We start from the raw sequence: 18,370 nt of genomic DNA, 5'->3' as shown, positions 1-18,370 counted from the left end.
TAATAATCTGTTATTTTACACCCGTATGACCGTATCCGCCGGCTCCACGTTCGGTTTCATCGAGCTCATTAACCTCGATGAAATCGCATTGTTCGTGCTTGGCCAGCACCATCTGGGCTATACGTTCGCCATCGTTGATAACGAAATCCTCTGTAGAGAAATTGATGAGCAGAACCATGATTTCACCGCGATAATCGGCATCGATGGTTCCCGGCGTATTCAGTACAGTAATGCCATGCTTCAAAGCCAGACCGCTGCGAGGACGGATCTGCGCTTCATAACCTGCAGGCAAAGCCATATAAAGACCGGTTGGCACCAGTCGCCGCTCCATAGGATGAAGCACGATTGCCTCATCGATGTTTGCACGCAAATCCATGCCGGCACTCTGAGGTGTGGCAAACGCAGGTAGAGGCTGATGCCCCTTGTTGATAATCTGTACTTTTATCATGACTTTTTCTTTTTTATCTGTGTCTGAGTTTAATAATCTGCAAAAATAAGCAATTTTGATGGAATAAATGAATTTTTGAGGATAAAAACATGTAATTTATCATATTTTATTTTGATTTGTGCTTACTTTAGTGTATTTTTGCGCTACAGAATCAAGTAATACAATAATATGGAATGGAAACAACTGATATCCAACAAGCGTTTCGGACAGGAGCATAAGCATGCCGAGCGCCATGATGATCGCTCTGAATTCAAGCGCGATTACGACCGTCTTATCTTTTCATCGGCATTTCGCCGCCTGCAGAACAAGACGCAGGTTTTCCCTTTGCCGGGCAGCATCTTCGTTCACAACCGCCTCACCCACAGTCTGGAGGTGGCGAGTGTGGGCATGTCGATAGGTAACGACATTTCCCGACGTGTCATCCAGAAGCGGCCTGAACTGAAGGATACGCTCGTTGAGGAGATAGGTACCATAGTAAGTGCAGCCTGTCTGGCACATGATTTGGGCAATCCGCCTTTCGGTCATTCCGGCGAGAAAGCCATCCAGACTTTCTTCTCTGAAGGACCGGGTCAGAAAATAAAATCAATGGTTTCATCGGAGTTTTGGGATGATATTACGCATTTCGAAGGCAACGCAAATGCCTTCAGAATCCTGACCCACCGGTTCAAGGGGCGCCGTCAGGGAGGCTTCGTGATGACCTATTCCATGCTTGCTTCCATCGTAAAATACCCGTTTGCAAGCAGTCTTGCCGGCAACCACGGCAAATTCGGTTTCTTTGCTTCCGAAGCGGAATCTTACAGGAAAATTGCCGATGAATTGGGCATTTTTTGCAAATCTGCACCGGGTGAGCCTCTCAAATACGCCCGCCATCCACTTGTATATATGGTAGAAGCTGCTGACGATATCTGCTACGAAATCATGGACATCGAAGACTCCCATAAGCTCAAGATTCTTTCCTTTGCCGAGACCGAGCACTTGCTGCTGAGTTTCTTCGATGAAGATATCCAGCAGAAGATACGCCAGCGCATCATCGACGAAGAAATGACTGACGAAAACGAGAAAGTGGTTTACATGAGAGCCAGCGTCATCGGCAAACTGGAGAACGAATGTGTGGCAGCCTTCCTGGCGCACGAGGAAGAAATCCTTGCCGGAACTTTCGAGGGCAGTCTCATCGACCACATTTCCGAGCGCCAGAAAAAGGCATACAAGGAATGTGAGAAGATCTCCTACTCTAAGATTTACCAAAGCAAGCCGGTGCTCGACATAGAACTGTCGGGTTATAAAATCATGGCAACTCTGATGGAGGTTTTCATAGAGGCAGCCGTCAACCCATCGCGTTTCTACTCCAAGCAGCTCTTACGCCGGGTAAGCAGCCAGTATGATATAGAGAACGAGAATCTGGAGGAGCGCATCATGGCGGTAATTGATTATATCAGCGGCATGACCGACATCTATGCGCTCGACATCTATCAGAAGATCAACGGAATCAGTCTGCCTATTGTATAAGGGAAAATGTAAGGGATAAAACAGATCTTAAACTAAAAAAATAACACGGACAATTTGATTTGTCCGTGTTATTTTTTTCTTCTTATTTTAAAAACACCCCGTATAACGGCATGTTGGTGATATTAGCCTGCTGACGATAAGGCAACATAGAATAACGGATGGCTGAAATATCCGGATGCTCCAGCAGATAATGATGAAGGGAGGTTGCCTTGACGCTTGTACCCCCTTTTACCTCAATAGGCAATAAGACACCATCACGCTGAATCAGAAAATCCATTTCCATACGAGAAGTATCGGAACTGTAATAATAAATATGCTGCAATCCGGATGCAAGCAACTGCTGCAACACATACTGTTCCGTAAAAGCTCCTTTATATTCAGTAAATACCGCATCACCCAAAAGAACCTCCTTGGCAGACGTATCAGCCATGGCGCCCATCAACCCGCAATCGCATAAATAGAGCTTAAACGCCGATAAATCTTCATAAAACTTCAGAGGCAACTCCGGCTTCGATACCTTTGTAATCTTATACACCAGTCCAGCATCCACCAGCCACTGGATGGCAAGTTCAAATTCCTTGGCCCTACCGCCCTTCTTCAATACACCATAGACAAACTTTTTGTTCTCCTTCGACAACTGCCCCAGAATGGATTGCCAAACCATATCAATTCGGGGCACTTCCTGTGATGGAGCATGCTTGGAGAAATCACTGGCATAGTTGGAAAGAATCTCGTTCTGCAGGCTGCGCACCTGATTGAGCAACTTATTTTCAGCAAAAGCCTTTACCACTTCGGGCATGCCACCTACATAATAATATTGTCGCAGCAAATCCTTCAGTTTTTCGTGAAAAGCATTCATCAGTTCATAATCATGGCTGTGCATCAGCTTCAGCAACTGCTCCTCGCCCATCGCCATGAGGAATTCCTCGAAATCCATCGGAAAGAGACGCAAAGTCTGCACCTTGCCTACAGGAAACGAAACTCCTGCATGTAAAGCGACTCCCAGCAGAGAACCAGCTACTACAATATGATATTCCGGGGCATCTTCACAGAAATATTTCAAAGCCTCTAAAGCCTGCGGGAATGCCTGCACTTCATCCAGAAAAATAAGAGTTTTGCCTGGAATAATATCTACCCCAGTCAAAGCACTTAAGCCCTGAATGATTCTGGCGACATCAAAATCACCCGAATAGATAGCTTGCAGGTTTACATTCCTATCGCAACTTACGTAAGCCAGACTATCAAATTCCTGCCTACCGAATTCCTTAAGGACATAAGTCTTTCCACATTGTCGTACACCATTAAGAATCAATGGCTTGTGGTGCTCCTGACTCTTCCATTCCAGAAGCTGTTCATATACCTTTCTCTTCATATCTTTACACTTTTAGACACATAAAAATGCCAGAACGATACACTTTTCGACACATGAAACCATGCTATCATTACACTTTCTGACACATAAAACCTGCGCAAAGATACACTTTTCGACACATAAAACCAAAATTCCGCTGCCTTTTCCGAGATTCATTAAGACTATTTAACCCAAGTTGTTTTGCCCCATACGCCCTGGGCTAGGAGCTTCTGCCCTTTCAGGGCGTGTGGGGACATGATGGTGTTCTGATGCCTGGGGCGTGTGAAGCTTACATGCGAAACTTGAATTAAATACCTTTTTCCTTATAAATCAAATTATTGGCTCCGCTCGTAATCTTCAGAGCCTCAGGATGTTCCTTAATAAAACTGTTGATATGGCGAACTCGCTTCTCTTCCAAAATCTCATCGATGGCGATGAGGATACCGGTCTCCTCCACATCACCAAAACCATAGTTGATGGCGGTACCGAAAAGCTTCATCGTAGGACTCAGACTCATGTAGGCATTAACAAGAGGAGGAATATTATAACCCAACTTGCGAACTTCACGGTTCAGAATACGATAGTCTGCCTTGAAGTCATCTTCTGTAAAGATGGCAGCCAAATCACTCTCCGGAATATCCAATGTCAGCGGTTTCATCGGGATTACGAGATTCTCCTTGTCATCAAAATGCTTCTTGAGGAAATAGAGAATCATGTCGCGGCCACGACGGATGTAAGACGGATACATCGTCATCTTGCCGAAGAAATATTTTACTTCCGGATAGAGAACCGTCAAGGCGCCCAAACCATCCCAGAGATTGTCGAGAGCAAAGATGCTCTTGGTGTTGGTACGCACATTCTGATATTCGAGCGAAACGAAAGAACGGCCCAACTCTACGGTATAAGGCATATACTCCTTGAGAAACTTGTCGGAGAAATGGAACATGTGGCTGGTTGCCAGCTTAGGCTGTCCCTTCTCATCGAGCTCCCAGTCCTTACCCAAGAGATAACGGTAACCGCCGATAATCTCATCGGCTTCAGGATTCCAGACAATCAGCTGCTTGTAACAGTTGTCACCAAAGTCGAACTCATCAAGATCCATAGATTTGCCCGTTCCGCCTCCCGCTTCGCGGAAAGCGATTTCACGAAGTCGACCAATCTCTTTCAGCACATTAGGCGAATCATTTGCCGTAACGATGTAAATCTCGTTATGGCTCTTATTGGTCATTCTCAGTTGCTTGTCGGGTGTAAGCTCGCTCTTCAGGAGCTCACGGTCAATCGGTTGGATGATTTCTTCTTCCATATTACTCTTCTTCTATGCTATGATTCTACGATTTCGTTAATATAAAACAATGTTCCCGGGTTTTGCAAACCATTAAAGTTCATAAACCCTGTCTTCAACATACTGCGCCCACTCGGTAGCCGACTTGCTCTTATCAAAAGTCTGCCAAGGAATCGGTTTGCCGATGGAGATGCGGAAATGCTTGCCCACATTCCTGTACATCTCGTCAACCAGGAACAGCATGGCGAGATTAAACGGCAGATACTTGTCGCTAAATCGGGCGATGCGGTAGAAACGTTCAGAGTTGCACCCTCCGAAATGGATAGGCACCACATCGCGCTGATATTCTATACTCTTAGAGATAAACGTCTTCTTCCAAGGCAGGTCGTGGATGGTTCCATCCTTGCGCTTGCGGCTGTTCAAGCCTGCCGGAAACATCAGCATGTGGTTGTCACTCTTGAAGCCCGCCTCCACCATCCGTGGGAAATCGCGACTCTGGCGACCCGTCTTGTTGATGCCGATACTTACAGGTTTCAAACCCGGCAAGTTGAGCAGAAGATCATTCACCAGATAGCGGAACTTGCCATCATAGTGCTTGCCGATGATGGAACCGAGACATACACCGTCCTGTCCGCCCAGAGGATGATTGGAAACAAAGGTATAGAGTTTGCCGTCGTTCTTGTCAGGCAGGTTTTCCAAGCCTACGATTTCAACATCCATCTTCAGATAGCGCACACATTCGGTGAGCCATTCAGTACCCGAAAGGCCACGGCTCTCCCACAAGAACCTGTTCACCTCGTCCTCGTGAATAATCTTCTTGAGCCAGGAAACCAGGAAGCGCGGTACGAATTTCACCTTGCTTCCCATCTTGCTCTTAAGAATCTTATCTATGTCTATCGTTTTCTCTATTGATTCACTCATGTTTGCTAAAACTTATATAAGTTAGTGCAAAAGTAACTCAACTTTTTCAAATACGTGCCATTTTTTCCAAAAAAATAGCAAAAAAGCGAAAATTTATTAGTTTTTTAAAACTATCACGACAAATCGAGCCCATTTTGTACGTATTTTTACAAAAACTTCACACTTGATGAGACCAAAAAGGCGATGCCCGAAACTGGAAGGTGAAGTTGACCAAAAACAACTTTTTCATTAAGTTTTATAAATTTTGTGGGAAAATGTAAGGCTATATGGAGATTTTTATGTACCTTTGAACCCAAATTTATACATTAATAAGTACGCACGCAATATTATAACGCGATAAGACAGCAAAAAGATATATGATAAAGACAGCAGAAACATATCACGTACCGGTGCTCCTCAAGGAGAGCGTTGACGGGTTGAACATACAGCCAGGAGGCATCTATGTAGACGTAACCTTCGGTGGTGGCGGACATTCCAGAGAGATTCTGTCGCGCCTGACTGAGGGAGCGCACCTGTACAGTTTCGACCAGGATGCCGATGCAGAGCGCAACGTGGTGGCAAACGAGAACTTCACCTTCGTATGCTCCAACTTCAGATTCCTGAAAAACTGGATGCGCTACTACGGGGTAGACGGACTCGACGGACTGTTAGCCGACCTGGGCGTATCGAGCCACCACTTCGATGACGAGACCCGCGGTTTCTCCTTCCGTTTCGACTCCCCACTCGACATGCGCATGAACAAGCGTGCAGGCAAGACTGCTGCCGACATCGTAAACGAATATGACGAAGGTGCCCTTGCCGACATCTTCTACCTATACGGTGAGCTGAAGAACTCGCGCCGCATCGCCTCGGCACTCGTCAAGACAAGAACCGAGAAGCCCATCCTTACCACCAAAGACTTCATGGCAGCCGTAGAGCCCCTCTTCAAGCGGGAACGCGAGAAGAAAGACATGGCAAAACTCTTCCAGGCGCTGCGCATAGAAGTGAACCACGAGATGGACGCCCTGAAAGAGATGCTCCGCTCAGCCACGGAACTTCTGAAACCGGGAGGCCGACTCAGCGTCATCACCTATCACTCGCTGGAAGACAGAATCGTAAAGAACATGATGAAAGCGGGCAATGCAGAAGGCAAGATAGAGCAGGACTTCTTCGGAAGAATAGAAACCCCTTTCAAACTCGTGAACAACAAGGTAATCGTTCCCGATGCCGACGAGCAGGAAAGGAACCCTAGGAGCAGAAGCGCCAAACTAAGAATAGCAGAAAAGAAATGATAAACGATAAAGACATAAACATCAGTGAGAAGCCTATAGCCGAAGAAAAGGCACAGGCATCACAGGAACCGCCGAAGCAGGAAACTCCGCAGCAGGAGCCACAGCAGCAGGAGGCTCCACAGGCTTCGCTCAAGGAAGTGATTGCCAAGCAAGCCATTGAGGAAGAGGCGTCAGGATCATCGAGCTTTACGCTGCGAAAGATTCTGGGTGGAGACATTCTTACCGCACAAATCATACGCCGGCAGATATGGCTCGTTATCCTCATCGTGTTTTTTGTCATTATCTACATATCCAACCGATACAATATCCAGAACGATATCATCGAGTTGGACAAACTGCAGAAAGAACTGCAAGACACCAAATACAAAGCGCTGTCTACAAGCAGCCAGATAACAGAGAAGAGTCGTGAAAGTAATGTGCTCGACATGCTGAAGAACAACAAAGACAGCGTGCTGCACATCGCCACCCAACCTCCATACATCATAAACGTACCCGAAGAATGAGCAGCAAATTTGATCACAAGAAAGTAATGCCCCGCTACAGCGCCATCGCCATCATCATGACGATTTTCGCCATAGCCGTAGTGGGTAAAGCGCTCTACATCATGACCGCCAAGCATGATTACTGGATGAAGGTGGCAGAACGGCAGAAGAAGGATTCCGTGACCGTAAAGCCAAACCGAGGCAACATCTTGAGCTGCACAGGACAGCTGATGGCAAGTTCGCTGCCGGAGTTTAAGGTTTTCATGGACTTCAAGGCGCTGAAAGATGCAGAAAACGACTCGCTGTGGGATGCCAAGCAAGACTCCATCTGTCTTTGCCTGCACCAGATATTCCCGAACCTGAGCGAGTCTGATTTCAAGAAGCACCTCACCGAAGGTCGCGCCAAGATGAGCCGCCACTGGCCGGTTTATCCGAGGCGTGTAGACTATAACACCTTCACCGAGATAAAGAACATCCCTGTATTCCGCCTGAAACCCTACCAGAGCGGTTTCCACTGGGAAGAATATAATGCACGAACCAGAACTTACGGTTCGCTGGCAGGCCGTACCATCGGAGCCATGTATGGCGCCAAGGATACCGCCCGCTTCGGTCTGGAGCTGAGTTACGACTCCATCCTGCGAGGCACCAACGGTATCGTGCATCGCCGCAAGGTTCGCAACAAGTTCCTCGACATTACCGATACCCCTCCTATTGACGGAGCCGATATCGTGACCACCATCGATGTGAGCATACAAGACCTTGCCGAACGCTCACTCATCGACGAGCTGAAGGAAATCAACGCCAATGTGGGTGTAGCCATCGTGATGGATGTACCTACGGGCGACATCAAGGCCATCGTAAACATGGAGAAATGTTTCGACGGCGAATACAGAGAAATCCACAACCATGCCGTGAGCGACCTTCTGGAGCCAGGTTCGGTGTTCAAGCCAGCCTCTATCCTCGTAGCGCTGGACGACGGAGTGGTAGACACGACCTATCACGTAGAAACCGGTGGCGGTATATGGCCGATGTACGGCAGAGAAATGAAAGACCACAACTGGCGAAAAGGCGGATACGGAATGCTGACCCTCGCACAGACCCTGTGGTACAGTTCGAACATCGGTGTGAGCCGCATCATAGACGACCATTACCGCAACAACCCAGAGAAATTCGTAAAGGGTATCTACCGTACCGGTCTGCACGACGACCTGAAGATTCCACTGGTGGGAGCAACACCAGCCAGAATCCGCATGCCGCACAGAAACAAGAACGGACAATATGACAACTGGGCAAAGACCAGTTTGCCATGGATGAGTATCGGATATGAGACCCAGGTACCGCCTATCTCTACCCTCACCTTCTACAACACCATCGCCAACAACGGCAAGATGATGCGACCAAGATTCGTGAGCAAGGTAATGAAGAACGGAGAAACCATCATGGAATTTCCTCCTGAAGTGATGCGCCAGCAGATAGCCAAGGAGAAGAGCATCAAGGAGCTGCAAACCATCCTGGAACAGGTGGTAAGCGTGGGACTGGGAAAGAAAGCCGGTTCGCCTAACTTCAAAGTGGCAGGAAAGACCGGTACAGCCCAGATTTCAAAAGGTGCCGGTGGATATAAGAGTGGCGGAACCAGCTATCTCATCAGTTTCGCAGGCTACTTCCCTGCCGATGCGCCACGCTACAGCTGTATCGTCTGCATACAGAAATCCGGTTTGCCTGCTTCGGGCGGTACGATGTGCGGTAAGGTCTTCCATCAGATTTCAGAAGGCATCATGGCGCAGAGTCTGAAAGTTGACGTAAAGGACGCCCGCGACTCAGCATCCGTCTTCGTTCCTGACGTAAAGGCAGGCAATATCCTTGCTGCCAACTATGTGCTCAGCCACCTCGGCATCAAGACCAATGCCAACTGGAGTGGCAGCTATGCCGACGGCAACCCTATCTGGGGCAAGGCAGAGCGCGTGGGTAACCACAGCATCAAGCTCATCAGGGAGAAGCAATACGGCAAGACGATCGTACCCGACATTACCGGAATGGGAGCCCGAGACGCAATCTACAATATGGAGAGCCGGGGCATCAAGACCCAGATTATAGGTAGAGGAAAGGTAGTAAAGCAGAGTCTGGTGCCGGGAACGGTCATCAAGAAAGGTGCCGTATGCAGCATTGTGCTCGAATAAAACTCAGAAACAGTTATCTGAAACCCTATATATAATAAGGTGCAGATAAAGAAATATATAGAATATAAAACAGAAACAGGATATGAAGTTACAAGAATTACTCAAAAACATCGAGCCGGTTCAGATAATCGGCGATGCTGATGTAGAGGTTACGGGAGTAAACATCGACTCTCGCAAGATTAAGGAAGGTCATCTCTTCGTTGCCATGAAGGGAACGCAGGTTGACGGTCACAAGTTTATTCCAAAGGCATTGGAACTGGGCGCAAAGTCGGTTTTGTGCGAAGACATGCCTGAAGAGAAAGTTGAGGGCGTAACTTACATTCAGGTCGCTTCGACCGAGGATGCTGTCGGCAAGGTAGCAACCCTCTTCTACGGCGACCCTTCAAGAAAGCTCAAACTGGTAGGCGTAACAGGTACCAATGGTAAGACCACCATTGCCACCTTATTATATAATATGTTCCGCAAGTTCGGCCATAAGTGTGGTTTGCTCTCTACCGTCTGCAACTACATTGAGGACGAGGCTATCCCTGCCGACCATACCACCCCAGACCCTATCGAACTGAACATGCTCCTGGGCAAGATGGTAGAGGCTGGCTGCGAGTATGCCTTCATGGAGTGCTCTTCTCACGCCATCGCACAGAAGCGTATCGGAGGTCTGCAGTTTGCCGGAGGCTTGTTCACCAACCTGACCCGCGACCACCTCGATTACCACAAGACATTCGAGAACTACCGTAACGCCAAGAAGGCTTTCTTCGACGGACTGCCTAAGACAGCCTTTGCCATTACCAATGCCGACGACAAGAACGGCATGATCATGGTACAGAACACCAAGGCTACCGTGAAAAACTACTCTACCCGCAGCATGGCAGACTTCAGAGCCAGGATTCTGGAGTGTCACTTCGGCGGCATGTATCTGGAGATTGACGGCAGAGAAGTGGGCGTACAGTTCATCGGTAAGTTCAACGTGAGCAACCTGCTCGCCGTATATGGTGCAGCCATTATGCTCGGCAAGAAGCCAGAGGATGTACTCGTAGTGATGAGTACCCTTCACAGCGTAAGCGGAAGACTGGAACCAATCCAGTCACCAGAAGGTTATACCGCCATTGTTGACTATGCCCATACACCAGATGCACTGGAGAACGTATTGAACGCCATCCACGAAGTGCTCGAAGGCAAGGGCGGAGAAGTCATCACCGTTTGCGGTGCCGGTGGCAACCGTGACAAGGGCAAGCGCCCATTGATGGCACAGGAGGCTGTAAAGCAGAGCGATAAGGTAATCATCACCAGCGACAACCCACGTTTCGAAGAGCCACAGGACATCATCAACGACATGCTTGCCGGACTCAATGCCCAGCAAATGAAGAAGGTAATCAGCATCGTAGACCGCAAGGAAGCCATCCGCACAGCCTGCATGCTGGCAAAGAAGGGCGACGTGATTCTCGTAGCCGGTAAGGGACACGAAGATTACCAGGAGATCAAGGGCGTAAAGCACCACTTTGACGATAAGGAGGTGATTCGCGACATCTTCGGAATTTCACAGAAGTAAAAGCAATCAAGAAAAGAAAGAAAAATGTTATACTATCTCTTTAGATTTCTGGAGCAGTGGGGCATCTCAGGTTCTCACATGTGGGGCTACATCTCATTCCGTGCCCTGCTTGCGCTGATTTTATCATTGGTAATCTCTGCCTGGTTCGGCGAGAAATTCATCAAGTATCTCAAGAGCAAGCAAATTACAGAGACACAGCGCGATGCCAGCATCGACCCGTTTGGTGTCAAGAAGATTGGCGTTCCTTCTATGGGTGGTGTCATCATCATCCTGGCTATCCTCGTACCGGTACTGTTACTCGGACGTTTGCGCAACATCTATCTGATTCTGATGATCATCACCACCGTATGGCTCGGCTTTCTCGGTGGAATGGACGACTTCATCAAGATATTCAAGCGCGACAAGGAGGGATTGAAGGGCAAATATAAGATTATAGGACAGATTGGCATCGGCCTGATCGTGGGACTGGTACTCTGGTCTTCACCTGATGTAAAGATGAACGAGAACCTCGCCATCGAGCAACAGGGACAGGAAACGGTGGTAAAGCATCGTACGGAAGCAAGAAAATCGCTGAAGACCACCATCCCATTCGTCAAGGGACACAACCTCGACTATTCCAGCATCACCAGTTTCTGCGGTAAGTACAAGGTAGCAGCAGGCTGGATTCTCTTCGTCATCATGACCATCTTCGTTGTAACAGCCGTATCAAACGGTGCCAACCTCAACGATGGTATGGACGGAATGTGTGCCGGAAACTCCGCCATCATAGGTGTGGCGCTAGGCATACTTGCATATGTGTCGTCGCACATCGAGTTTGCCGCCTACCTCAATATCATGTATATTCCTGGTTCTGAGGAACTGGTAGTATTCTTCTGTGCCTTCATTGGAGCCCTCATCGGTTTCCTCTGGTACAACGCCTACCCTGCCCAGGTATTCATGGGCGATACGGGTTCGCTGACCATCGGCGGTATCATCGCAGTAGGTGCCATCATCATCCACAAGGAGCTGATGCTGCCTATCCTCTGCGGTATTTTCTTCGTAGAAAGCCTCAGCGTGATGATGCAGGTTTACTATTACAAGATAGGAAAGCGGAGAGGTGTGAAGCAGCGTATCTTCAAGCGCACACCTATCCACGACAACTTCCGCACACAGGACAGTCAGCTGGATCCTGACTGCAAGTATCTGTGGAAGAAGCCTCGCAACTGCTTCCATGAATCAAAGATTACCATCCGTTTCTGGATTGTAACCATCATTCTGGCAGCATTGACCATCATCACATTGAAGATCAGATAAAATACAGGCTCTTATCAGCCCGACAAGTATAGAGAATAAGACAATGAGCAAAATTGTAATTTTAGGAGCTGGCGAAAGTGGCGCAGGTGCAGCCGTGCTGGCAAAGAAAGAGGGATTCGAGGTCTTTGTTTCAGACATGTCAAAGATCAAGGATAACTACAAGAAGTTGATGGATGACCACAACATCGAATGGGAAGAAGGTCACCATACAGAAGAAAAGATTTTAGATGCAGATGAAGTCATCAAGAGTCCGGGTATTCCTAAGGAAGCACCTATGATACAGAAACTGATGGCTAAGGGTATACCTATCATCAGCGAAATAGAATTTGCGGGCAGATATACTGATGCCAAGATGATCTGTATCACGGGAAGTAACGGTAAGACAACCACTACCTCGCTGATTTACCACATCATCAAGTCGGCTGGCTATGATGTAGGTCTGGCAGGCAACATCGGAAAGAGTCTGGCCCTTCAGGTGGCTGAAACTCCTCATAAGTACTACGTCATCGAGCTGAGCAGTTTCCAGCTCGACAATATGTATGAGTTCCGTGCCAATGTGGCCATCCTGCTCAACATCACTCCAGACCATCTGGACCGCTATGAGTTTAAGATGCAGAACTATACCGATGCCAAGATGCGCATTACCCAGAACCAGACAGAAGAAGACAGTTTCATCTTCTGGAACGATGATCCTATCGTTACAAAGGAGCTGGCTAAGTACAACCTCAAGTCACATCTCTGCCCATTCTCTGAGTTCAAGGAGGAGGGTTGCGTCGGCTTTATAGAGGATGGCAAGTACAAACTCAACTTCCCTTCAGACTTCGAAATGCCACAGGCAGACATGAGCCTACGCGGCAAGCACAACATCTATAACAGTCTGGCTGCAGGTCTGGCATGCAACATCGTAGGCATCGATCACGAGACCCTGCACAAAGGCTTGAGCGACTTCCCTGGTGTAGAGCACCGTCTGGAGAAAGTGGGCAAGTTCCAGGGCGTTTACTATGTGAACGATTCAAAGGCTACCAACGTAGATGCCTGCTGGTATGCGCTGGAGAGTATGAACACCCCTACCATCCTTATCATCGGCGGTAAGGATAAGGGAAATGACTATAACCAGATCAAGGACCTGGTAAAGGAGAAATGTGCTGGTATCGTATATCTCGGAGCCGACAACCAGAAGTTGCACGACAACTTTGACGCACTCGGCATCCCTGTACGCGACACTCACAGCATGAAGGATTGCGTGGCAGCCTGCCAGGAATTGGCAAAGCCGGGCGATACCGTACTCCTCAGCCCATGCTGCGCAAGTTTCGATCTCTTCAAGAACATGGAAGATAGAGGCGAGCAGTTTAAGACGCTGGCAAGAGCTATCGGAGAATAACAGTTTTCAAAAAATAGAACAGATAGAACTATAAAGAAATGAATAACAAGAGCATTGGTAATATTTTCAAGGGAGACAAGGTGATCTGGATGGTCTTCTTCTTTCTCTGTATGATAAGCATCGTGGAGGTATATTCTGCCTCCAGCTCCTTGTCGTACAAGACAGGAAACTACATGGCACCTGTCATCCGCCACATCTTGCTCTTGGGAGGCGGTCTGTTCACCATGATTTGCATGCTCAAGGTGAAATGCAAGTACTTCAAGATTGTTACCCCCGTCGTGATGGGCATCTCATTACTGTTGCTCGTTCTGGTCTTGGCTACCGGTCAATCTACCAACGGAGCCTCCCGATGGTTCTCTCTGATGGGCATACAGTTCCAGCCTTCAGAAATAGCAAAGGGAGCGGTAGTACTGGCTGTAGCTCAGATTCTTAGTGCCATGCAAACAACTCAGGGAGCCAACAGGAAGGCATTCAAGTTCATACTTGTAGCAACTGCTCCATTTGTAATTCTCATCGGACTGGAAAACTTATCCACAGCCATGCTCCTCAATATCACAATCTTAGCCATGATGCTCATCGGACGAGTGCCGATGAACCAGATTGGCAAGCTGGTGGGACTGGGCATGATTGTCATCGTCACAGCCTTTGCAGGTATCATGATAGTAGGACAGGACAAGGGCGAAGAGGGCAATAAACCGGAAAATATGCTGACCGAGAAGGTTGAGCAGGAACAGAACAAGCCTAACATGGCAGAAAAGATGTTCCATAGAGCCGACACCTGGAAAGCCCGTATTGACAAGTTTATGAACTCAAAGCCTGTAGCCCCACAGGATGTCGATCTCGACAAAGATGCCCAAGTGGCACATGCCAACATCGCCATCGCCTCTTCCAACATCGTAGGCAAAGGGCCTGGAAACTCAGTAGAAAGAGACTTCCTCTCACAGGCGTTCTCAGACTTCATCTATGCCATCATCATCGAAGAGATGGGTATATGGGGAGCCGCACTGGTTGCATTCCTCTACATCATCCTCCTGTTCAGAGCTGGCAGAATAGCCAACAGGTGTGAGAACAATTTCCCAGCCTTTCTCTGCATGGGACTCGCCATCATGCTGGTTACCCAGGCACTCTTCAACATGGCAGTAGCAGTAGGTTTGGCTCCTGTTACAGGACAGCCACTACCACTCATCAGTAGAGGTGGTACATCTACCATCATCAACTGTCTGTACCTGGGCATCATCCTGAGTATCAGTAGAACAGCCAAGAAGAAAGAGATACTTCAAAATGAGCTCGACGACAGCAAAATGGTGGCTGCCTGACAAGAGTTTTATAAATTAAGGTGAAAAAATGGCAGAAAATGCCGTTAAATCGATATTTTTTTATACCTTTGCGTTATAAACATGAACGGATATGAATAATGAATTAAGAATTATCATAAGCGGAGGCGGCACAGGTGGTCACATCTTCCCTGCCGTATCCATTGCAAACGCCATCAAGGCGAAGCGCCCTGATGCTAAGATTTTGTTTGTAGGTGCACTCGGCAGAATGGAAATGCAGCGGGTACCTGCTGCGGGTTATGAGATCAAGGGCTTGCCTATCTGCGGCTTCGACAGAAAGCATCTACTCAAGAACATCGCCGTACTCTTCAAGATATGGAAGAGCCAGCACATGGCAAAGAGTATCATCAAAAACTTCAAGCCTATGGCGGCTGTGGGCGTAGGTGGCTATGCTAGCGGTCCGACTCTCAATGTTTGTGCCAGCAAAGGAATACCTTGCCTCATCCAGGAGCAGAATTCATACGCTGGTGTAACCAATAAACTCTTGGCCAAGAAGGCTGAAAAAATCTGTGTGGCTTACGAAGGAATGGAGCGTTTCTTTCCTGCAGACAAGATTATCATGACCGGTAATCCTGTTCGCCAGAATGTATTGGATACTACCATCACCCAGGAAGAAGCACGCAAGCTGTTCGGTCTCGACCCTGAAAAGAAGACCATCTTGCTCGTAGGTGGCAGCCTTGGCGCAAGAACCATCAACGAGAGTGTGCTCCAGCACCTCGACCTGGTGAAAGAAAGCGGCGTACAGTTTATCTGGCAAACAGGTAAATACTATAATGCTGCCATCATGGAGCAACTGAAAGGTCAGGAGCTGCCAATGCTCAAGGTTACTGATTTCATCAGCGACATGGGTGCTGCTTACAAGGCAGCCGACCTGGTTATCAGCCGCGCAGGTGCCAGCAGTATCAGCGAGTTCTGCCTCATCGGCAAACCGGTTATCCTGGTTCCAAGCCCTAATGTGGCAGAAGACCACCAGACCAAGAACGCCATGGCATTAGTCAACAAAGATGCTGCCATCTACGTAAAGGATGCCGATGCACCAGAGGTATTGCTCAAGAAAGCAGTTGACACGGTAAAAGACGAGGCTAAGCTTGCTTCGCTCTGTGAGAATATCAAGAAATTAGGATTAAAGAACTCTGCCGACGTCATCGCCGACGAAGTAATCAAATTAGCAACAAAGTAATGGAAATAAAAGATATTAAAGCAGTTTATTTTGTAGGAGCGGGCGGCATCGGAATGAGCGCCATCGCCAGATACTTCCTCAGCAAGAAGTTGGTTGTAGCCGGATATGACAAGACTCCATCCAATCTAACTCATGAGTTGGAGAAAGAGGGAATGCTTATCCACTATGAGGAGAATGTTGACCTCATACCAGAAGCCTGCAAGGACGCCAAGACAACATTGGTAGTCTACACACCGGCAATTCCTGCTGAACACAAGGAACTGGTTTTCTTCCATGAGAATGGATTCACCATCGAGAAGCGAGCTCAGGTTCTGGGTACATTAACCCGTACCCATAAGGGACTGTGCGTAGCGGGTACACACGGAAAGACATCAACATCTACCATGTGTGCTCACATCATGCACCAAAGCCATATTGACTGTAATGCCTTCCTGGGAGGTATCTCAAAGAACTATGGCACCAACTATATCCTCTCCGACAAGAGCGACTATGTTGTCATTGAAGCAGATGAGTTTGACCGCAGTTTCCACTGGTTGCGCCCATGGATGAGCGTCATCACGGCTACAGACCCAGACCATCTCGACATCTACGGCACCAAGGAGGCTTATCTGGAAAGTTTCCGTCACTATACAGAACTGATCCAACCGGGCGGTGCACTCATCATCCACAAAGGTCTGGAGATGAAGCAACACGTACAAGACGGTGTCAAGATATACGAATACAGCCAGAACGAGGGCGACTTCCACGCTGAGAACATCAAGATAGAGAATGGAGGTATCACTTTTGATTTCATCTCTCCTATCGAGAACGTAACGGGCGTAGAACTCGGACAACCTGTGCCTATCAACATCACAAATGGTGTGGCAGCAATGGCAATGGCACAATTGAATGGTTGTACAGCCGATGAACTCCGTAACGGCATGAAGACCTACGGAGGAGTTGACCGCCGTTTCGACTTTAAGATCAAGAATAACAAACTGGTATTCCTGTCTGATTATGCTCATCATCCAAAGGAGATATATCAGAGTGCGAAGAGTATCAGAGAGTTATACAAGGACCGTAAGATAACAGCCATCTTCCAGCCTCACTTGTATACTAGAACCCGCGATTTCTATAAAGATTTCGCCAACAGTTTGAGTCTCTTGGACGAGGTTATCCTCTGCGACATCTATCCAGCTCGCGAGCAGTCTATTCCAGGAGTAACCTCCAAGCTTATCTATGACAATCTGAAACCAGGTGTAGAAAAGAGCATGATTCATAAAGAAGACGTTCTTGACCTGGTAAAGAATCGAGACTTCGATGTTCTAGTTATCTTAGGAGCTGGCGATTTGGACAACTATGTTCCACAAATTACCAAAATACTTGAAGAGAAATAAATGCATATCAATTGGAAGAAAACCATCATCATCGCACTGGATTTAGTACTCGGTACTTATCTGGTATTCGCTTTCACCAGGTTTAACAAACCTGATGAAACGAAGTTGGTATGCACCAAGGTGAACATCAACATTCAAGATGAGATGACGAATGGCTTTCTGAATGCGAAGGAAATCAAGAAACGACTGGAAGCCAGGAAACTCTATCCGCTGGGGGAACCGCTCAAAGAGGTGAACGCCCGCATGATAGAAGAAACCTTGAAGACCAGTCCTTTCGTCAAGACGGCAGAATGTTCAAAGACTCAGGATGGTCTTGTTGACATCTACCTCACCCAACGCATGCCAATCGTCAGAATCAAAAGCATCAGCAACGAGGACTATTATATTGATGACCACAATCAGATCATGCCCAACACGAACTATACATGCGACATTATCATCGCAACGGGCTACATCAACAAGTGGTATGCTAAAAAATACATCTCATTATTAAGCAAAGCGCTGATGACGAATGAACTCTGGCGAAACCAGATAGAACAGATCCATGTCCTGCCTGATAGAGGAATAGAACTGGTACCGCGAGTAGGCAACCACATTATATATATAGGTAACCTGCCAGAGACCAACCTCATCGACAAACGAGAGCAAGCCATCAACGATTTCGTCAACAAGAAGATGAATCGATTAGAGAAATTCTATAAGTATGGACTCTCACAAGCTGGCTGGAACAAGTATTCGTATATCAATATCGAATTCGACAACCAGATCATATGTAAAAAGCATCAAAATAGCTAATTAGAAAATAGAAACAGATTAAGATAA

At 47.6% G+C, this 18,370-nt stretch carries 15 protein-coding genes; 11 read left to right on the top strand and 4 right to left on the bottom strand.

Annotated elements, in window-relative coordinates; all coding sequences use genetic code 11:
• Positions 1-10 precede the first annotated feature (10 nt).
• Complete coding sequence (gene dut / locus KUA48_RS10025) at positions 11-448, bottom strand: dUTP diphosphatase (protein WP_117692971.1); 438 nt, start codon at positions 446-448, stop codon at positions 11-13.
• 168 nt (positions 449-616) lie between these two features.
• Here dut and KUA48_RS10020 point away from each other — a divergent pair, with 168 nt between their 5' ends.
• Complete coding sequence (locus tag KUA48_RS10020; protein WP_153088851.1) at positions 617-1,954, top strand: deoxyguanosinetriphosphate triphosphohydrolase; 1,338 nt, start codon at positions 617-619, stop codon at positions 1,952-1,954.
• An 82-nt stretch (positions 1,955-2,036) separates the two neighbouring features.
• Here KUA48_RS10020 and KUA48_RS10015 read toward each other — a convergent pair whose 3' ends face one another.
• From KUA48_RS10015 to KUA48_RS10005, 3 genes are all read right to left on the bottom strand, one after another.
• Positions 2,037-3,326, bottom strand: a complete 1,290-nt coding sequence (locus KUA48_RS10015) for an ATP-binding protein (RefSeq protein ID WP_153079481.1) — start codon at positions 3,324-3,326, stop codon at positions 2,037-2,039.
• A 286-nt stretch (positions 3,327-3,612) separates the two neighbouring features.
• Positions 3,613-4,608: a GNAT family N-acetyltransferase gene (locus KUA48_RS10010; RefSeq protein ID WP_218431893.1), complete on the bottom strand. Its 996-nt coding sequence runs from the start codon at positions 4,606-4,608 to the stop codon at positions 3,613-3,615.
• 72 nt (positions 4,609-4,680) lie between these two features.
• The gene (locus KUA48_RS10005) at positions 4,681-5,508 is read right to left on the bottom strand and encodes a glycerol acyltransferase (RefSeq protein ID WP_153088857.1); all 828 of its coding nucleotides are present in this window, start codon (positions 5,506-5,508) and stop codon (positions 4,681-4,683) included.
• A gap of 356 nt (positions 5,509-5,864) precedes the next feature.
• Between KUA48_RS10005 and rsmH the strand changes: the two genes are divergently transcribed.
• The 10 genes from rsmH (at position 5,865) to KUA48_RS09955 (ending at position 18,343) form a co-directional block, all read left to right on the top strand.
• Positions 5,865-6,779 (top strand): 16S rRNA (cytosine(1402)-N(4))-methyltransferase RsmH, encoded by a 915-nt coding sequence (rsmH, locus tag KUA48_RS10000; protein WP_218431894.1) that lies wholly within the window; start codon positions 5,865-5,867, stop codon positions 6,777-6,779.
• On the top strand, positions 6,776-7,282 hold the full coding sequence (locus tag KUA48_RS09995; RefSeq protein WP_153083273.1) for an FtsL-like putative cell division protein: 507 nt from the start codon (positions 6,776-6,778) through the stop codon (positions 7,280-7,282). Before rsmH ends, KUA48_RS09995 begins: the two co-directional genes overlap by 4 nt.
• Positions 7,279-9,438 carry a penicillin-binding protein gene (locus KUA48_RS09990; RefSeq protein WP_218431896.1) on the top strand — a complete coding sequence of 720 codons (2,160 nt, stop codon included), beginning with the start codon at positions 7,279-7,281 and terminating at the stop codon, positions 9,436-9,438. Before KUA48_RS09995 ends, KUA48_RS09990 begins: the two co-directional genes overlap by 4 nt.
• A gap of 82 nt (positions 9,439-9,520) precedes the next feature.
• The gene (locus tag KUA48_RS09985; RefSeq protein WP_153079485.1) at positions 9,521-10,984 is read left to right on the top strand and encodes a UDP-N-acetylmuramoyl-L-alanyl-D-glutamate--2,6-diaminopimelate ligase; all 1,464 of its coding nucleotides are present in this window, start codon (positions 9,521-9,523) and stop codon (positions 10,982-10,984) included.
• Between the two features lie 24 nt (positions 10,985-11,008).
• Positions 11,009-12,277, top strand: a complete 1,269-nt coding sequence (gene mraY, locus KUA48_RS09980; protein WP_118151295.1) for a phospho-N-acetylmuramoyl-pentapeptide-transferase — start codon at positions 11,009-11,011, stop codon at positions 12,275-12,277.
• A 43-nt stretch (positions 12,278-12,320) separates the two neighbouring features.
• Entirely contained in the window at positions 12,321-13,658 is a 1,338-nt protein-coding gene (gene murD, locus KUA48_RS09975; RefSeq protein ID WP_218431898.1) for a UDP-N-acetylmuramoyl-L-alanine--D-glutamate ligase, read from the top strand.
• Positions 13,659-13,696: 38 nt separating this feature from the next.
• Positions 13,697-14,974 carry an FtsW/RodA/SpoVE family cell cycle protein gene (locus KUA48_RS09970; protein ID WP_118151291.1) on the top strand — a complete coding sequence of 426 codons (1,278 nt, stop codon included), beginning with the start codon at positions 13,697-13,699 and terminating at the stop codon, positions 14,972-14,974.
• 91 nt (positions 14,975-15,065) lie between these two features.
• Positions 15,066-16,172, top strand: coding sequence for an undecaprenyldiphospho-muramoylpentapeptide beta-N-acetylglucosaminyltransferase (gene murG, locus KUA48_RS09965; protein ID WP_118151289.1), 1,107 nt, complete (start codon positions 15,066-15,068; stop codon positions 16,170-16,172).
• Positions 16,172-17,548, top strand: coding sequence for a UDP-N-acetylmuramate--L-alanine ligase (gene murC, locus KUA48_RS09960; protein WP_218431900.1), 1,377 nt, complete (start codon positions 16,172-16,174; stop codon positions 17,546-17,548). Before murG ends, murC begins: the two co-directional genes overlap by 1 nt.
• Positions 17,549-18,343: a cell division protein FtsQ gene (locus KUA48_RS09955; RefSeq protein WP_117587299.1), complete on the top strand. Its 795-nt coding sequence runs from the start codon at positions 17,549-17,551 to the stop codon at positions 18,341-18,343.
• The last annotated feature ends 27 nt before the right edge of the window (positions 18,344-18,370 follow it).

The sequence above is a fragment of the Segatella copri genome (genome assembly GCF_019249795.2).
Lineage (GTDB): Bacteria > Bacteroidota > Bacteroidia > Bacteroidales > Bacteroidaceae > Prevotella > Prevotella copri_B.
The sequence above is the reverse complement of the archived record's forward strand: the minus strand, read 5'-3'. Positions and strand labels throughout refer to the sequence as shown.

Coding starts and splice junctions, on each gene's coding strand:
- KUA48_RS09985 (WP_153079485.1), top strand. CDS start 9,521: ATGAAGTTACAAGAATTACTCAAAAACATCGAGCCGGTTCAGATAATC.
- KUA48_RS10005 (WP_153088857.1), bottom strand. CDS start 5,508: ATGAGTGAATCAATAGAGAAAACGATAGACATAGATAAGATTCTTAAG.
- KUA48_RS09955 (WP_117587299.1), top strand. CDS start 17,549: ATGCATATCAATTGGAAGAAAACCATCATCATCGCACTGGATTTAGTA.
- KUA48_RS10010 (WP_218431893.1), bottom strand. CDS start 4,608: ATGGAAGAAGAAATCATCCAACCGATTGACCGTGAGCTCCTGAAGAGC.
- murD (WP_218431898.1), top strand. CDS start 12,321: ATGAGCAAAATTGTAATTTTAGGAGCTGGCGAAAGTGGCGCAGGTGCA.
- mraY (WP_118151295.1), top strand. CDS start 11,009: ATGTTATACTATCTCTTTAGATTTCTGGAGCAGTGGGGCATCTCAGGT.
- dut (WP_117692971.1), bottom strand. CDS start 448: ATGATAAAAGTACAGATTATCAACAAGGGGCATCAGCCTCTACCTGCG.
- KUA48_RS10015 (WP_153079481.1), bottom strand. CDS start 3,326: ATGAAGAGAAAGGTATATGAACAGCTTCTGGAATGGAAGAGTCAGGAG.
- murG (WP_118151289.1), top strand. CDS start 15,066: ATGAATAATGAATTAAGAATTATCATAAGCGGAGGCGGCACAGGTGGT.
- murC (WP_218431900.1), top strand. CDS start 16,172: ATGGAAATAAAAGATATTAAAGCAGTTTATTTTGTAGGAGCGGGCGGC.
- KUA48_RS10020 (WP_153088851.1), top strand. CDS start 617: ATGGAATGGAAACAACTGATATCCAACAAGCGTTTCGGACAGGAGCAT.
- KUA48_RS09990 (WP_218431896.1), top strand. CDS start 7,279: ATGAGCAGCAAATTTGATCACAAGAAAGTAATGCCCCGCTACAGCGCC.
- KUA48_RS09995 (WP_153083273.1), top strand. CDS start 6,776: ATGATAAACGATAAAGACATAAACATCAGTGAGAAGCCTATAGCCGAA.
- rsmH (WP_218431894.1), top strand. CDS start 5,865: ATGATAAAGACAGCAGAAACATATCACGTACCGGTGCTCCTCAAGGAG.
- KUA48_RS09970 (WP_118151291.1), top strand. CDS start 13,697: ATGAATAACAAGAGCATTGGTAATATTTTCAAGGGAGACAAGGTGATC.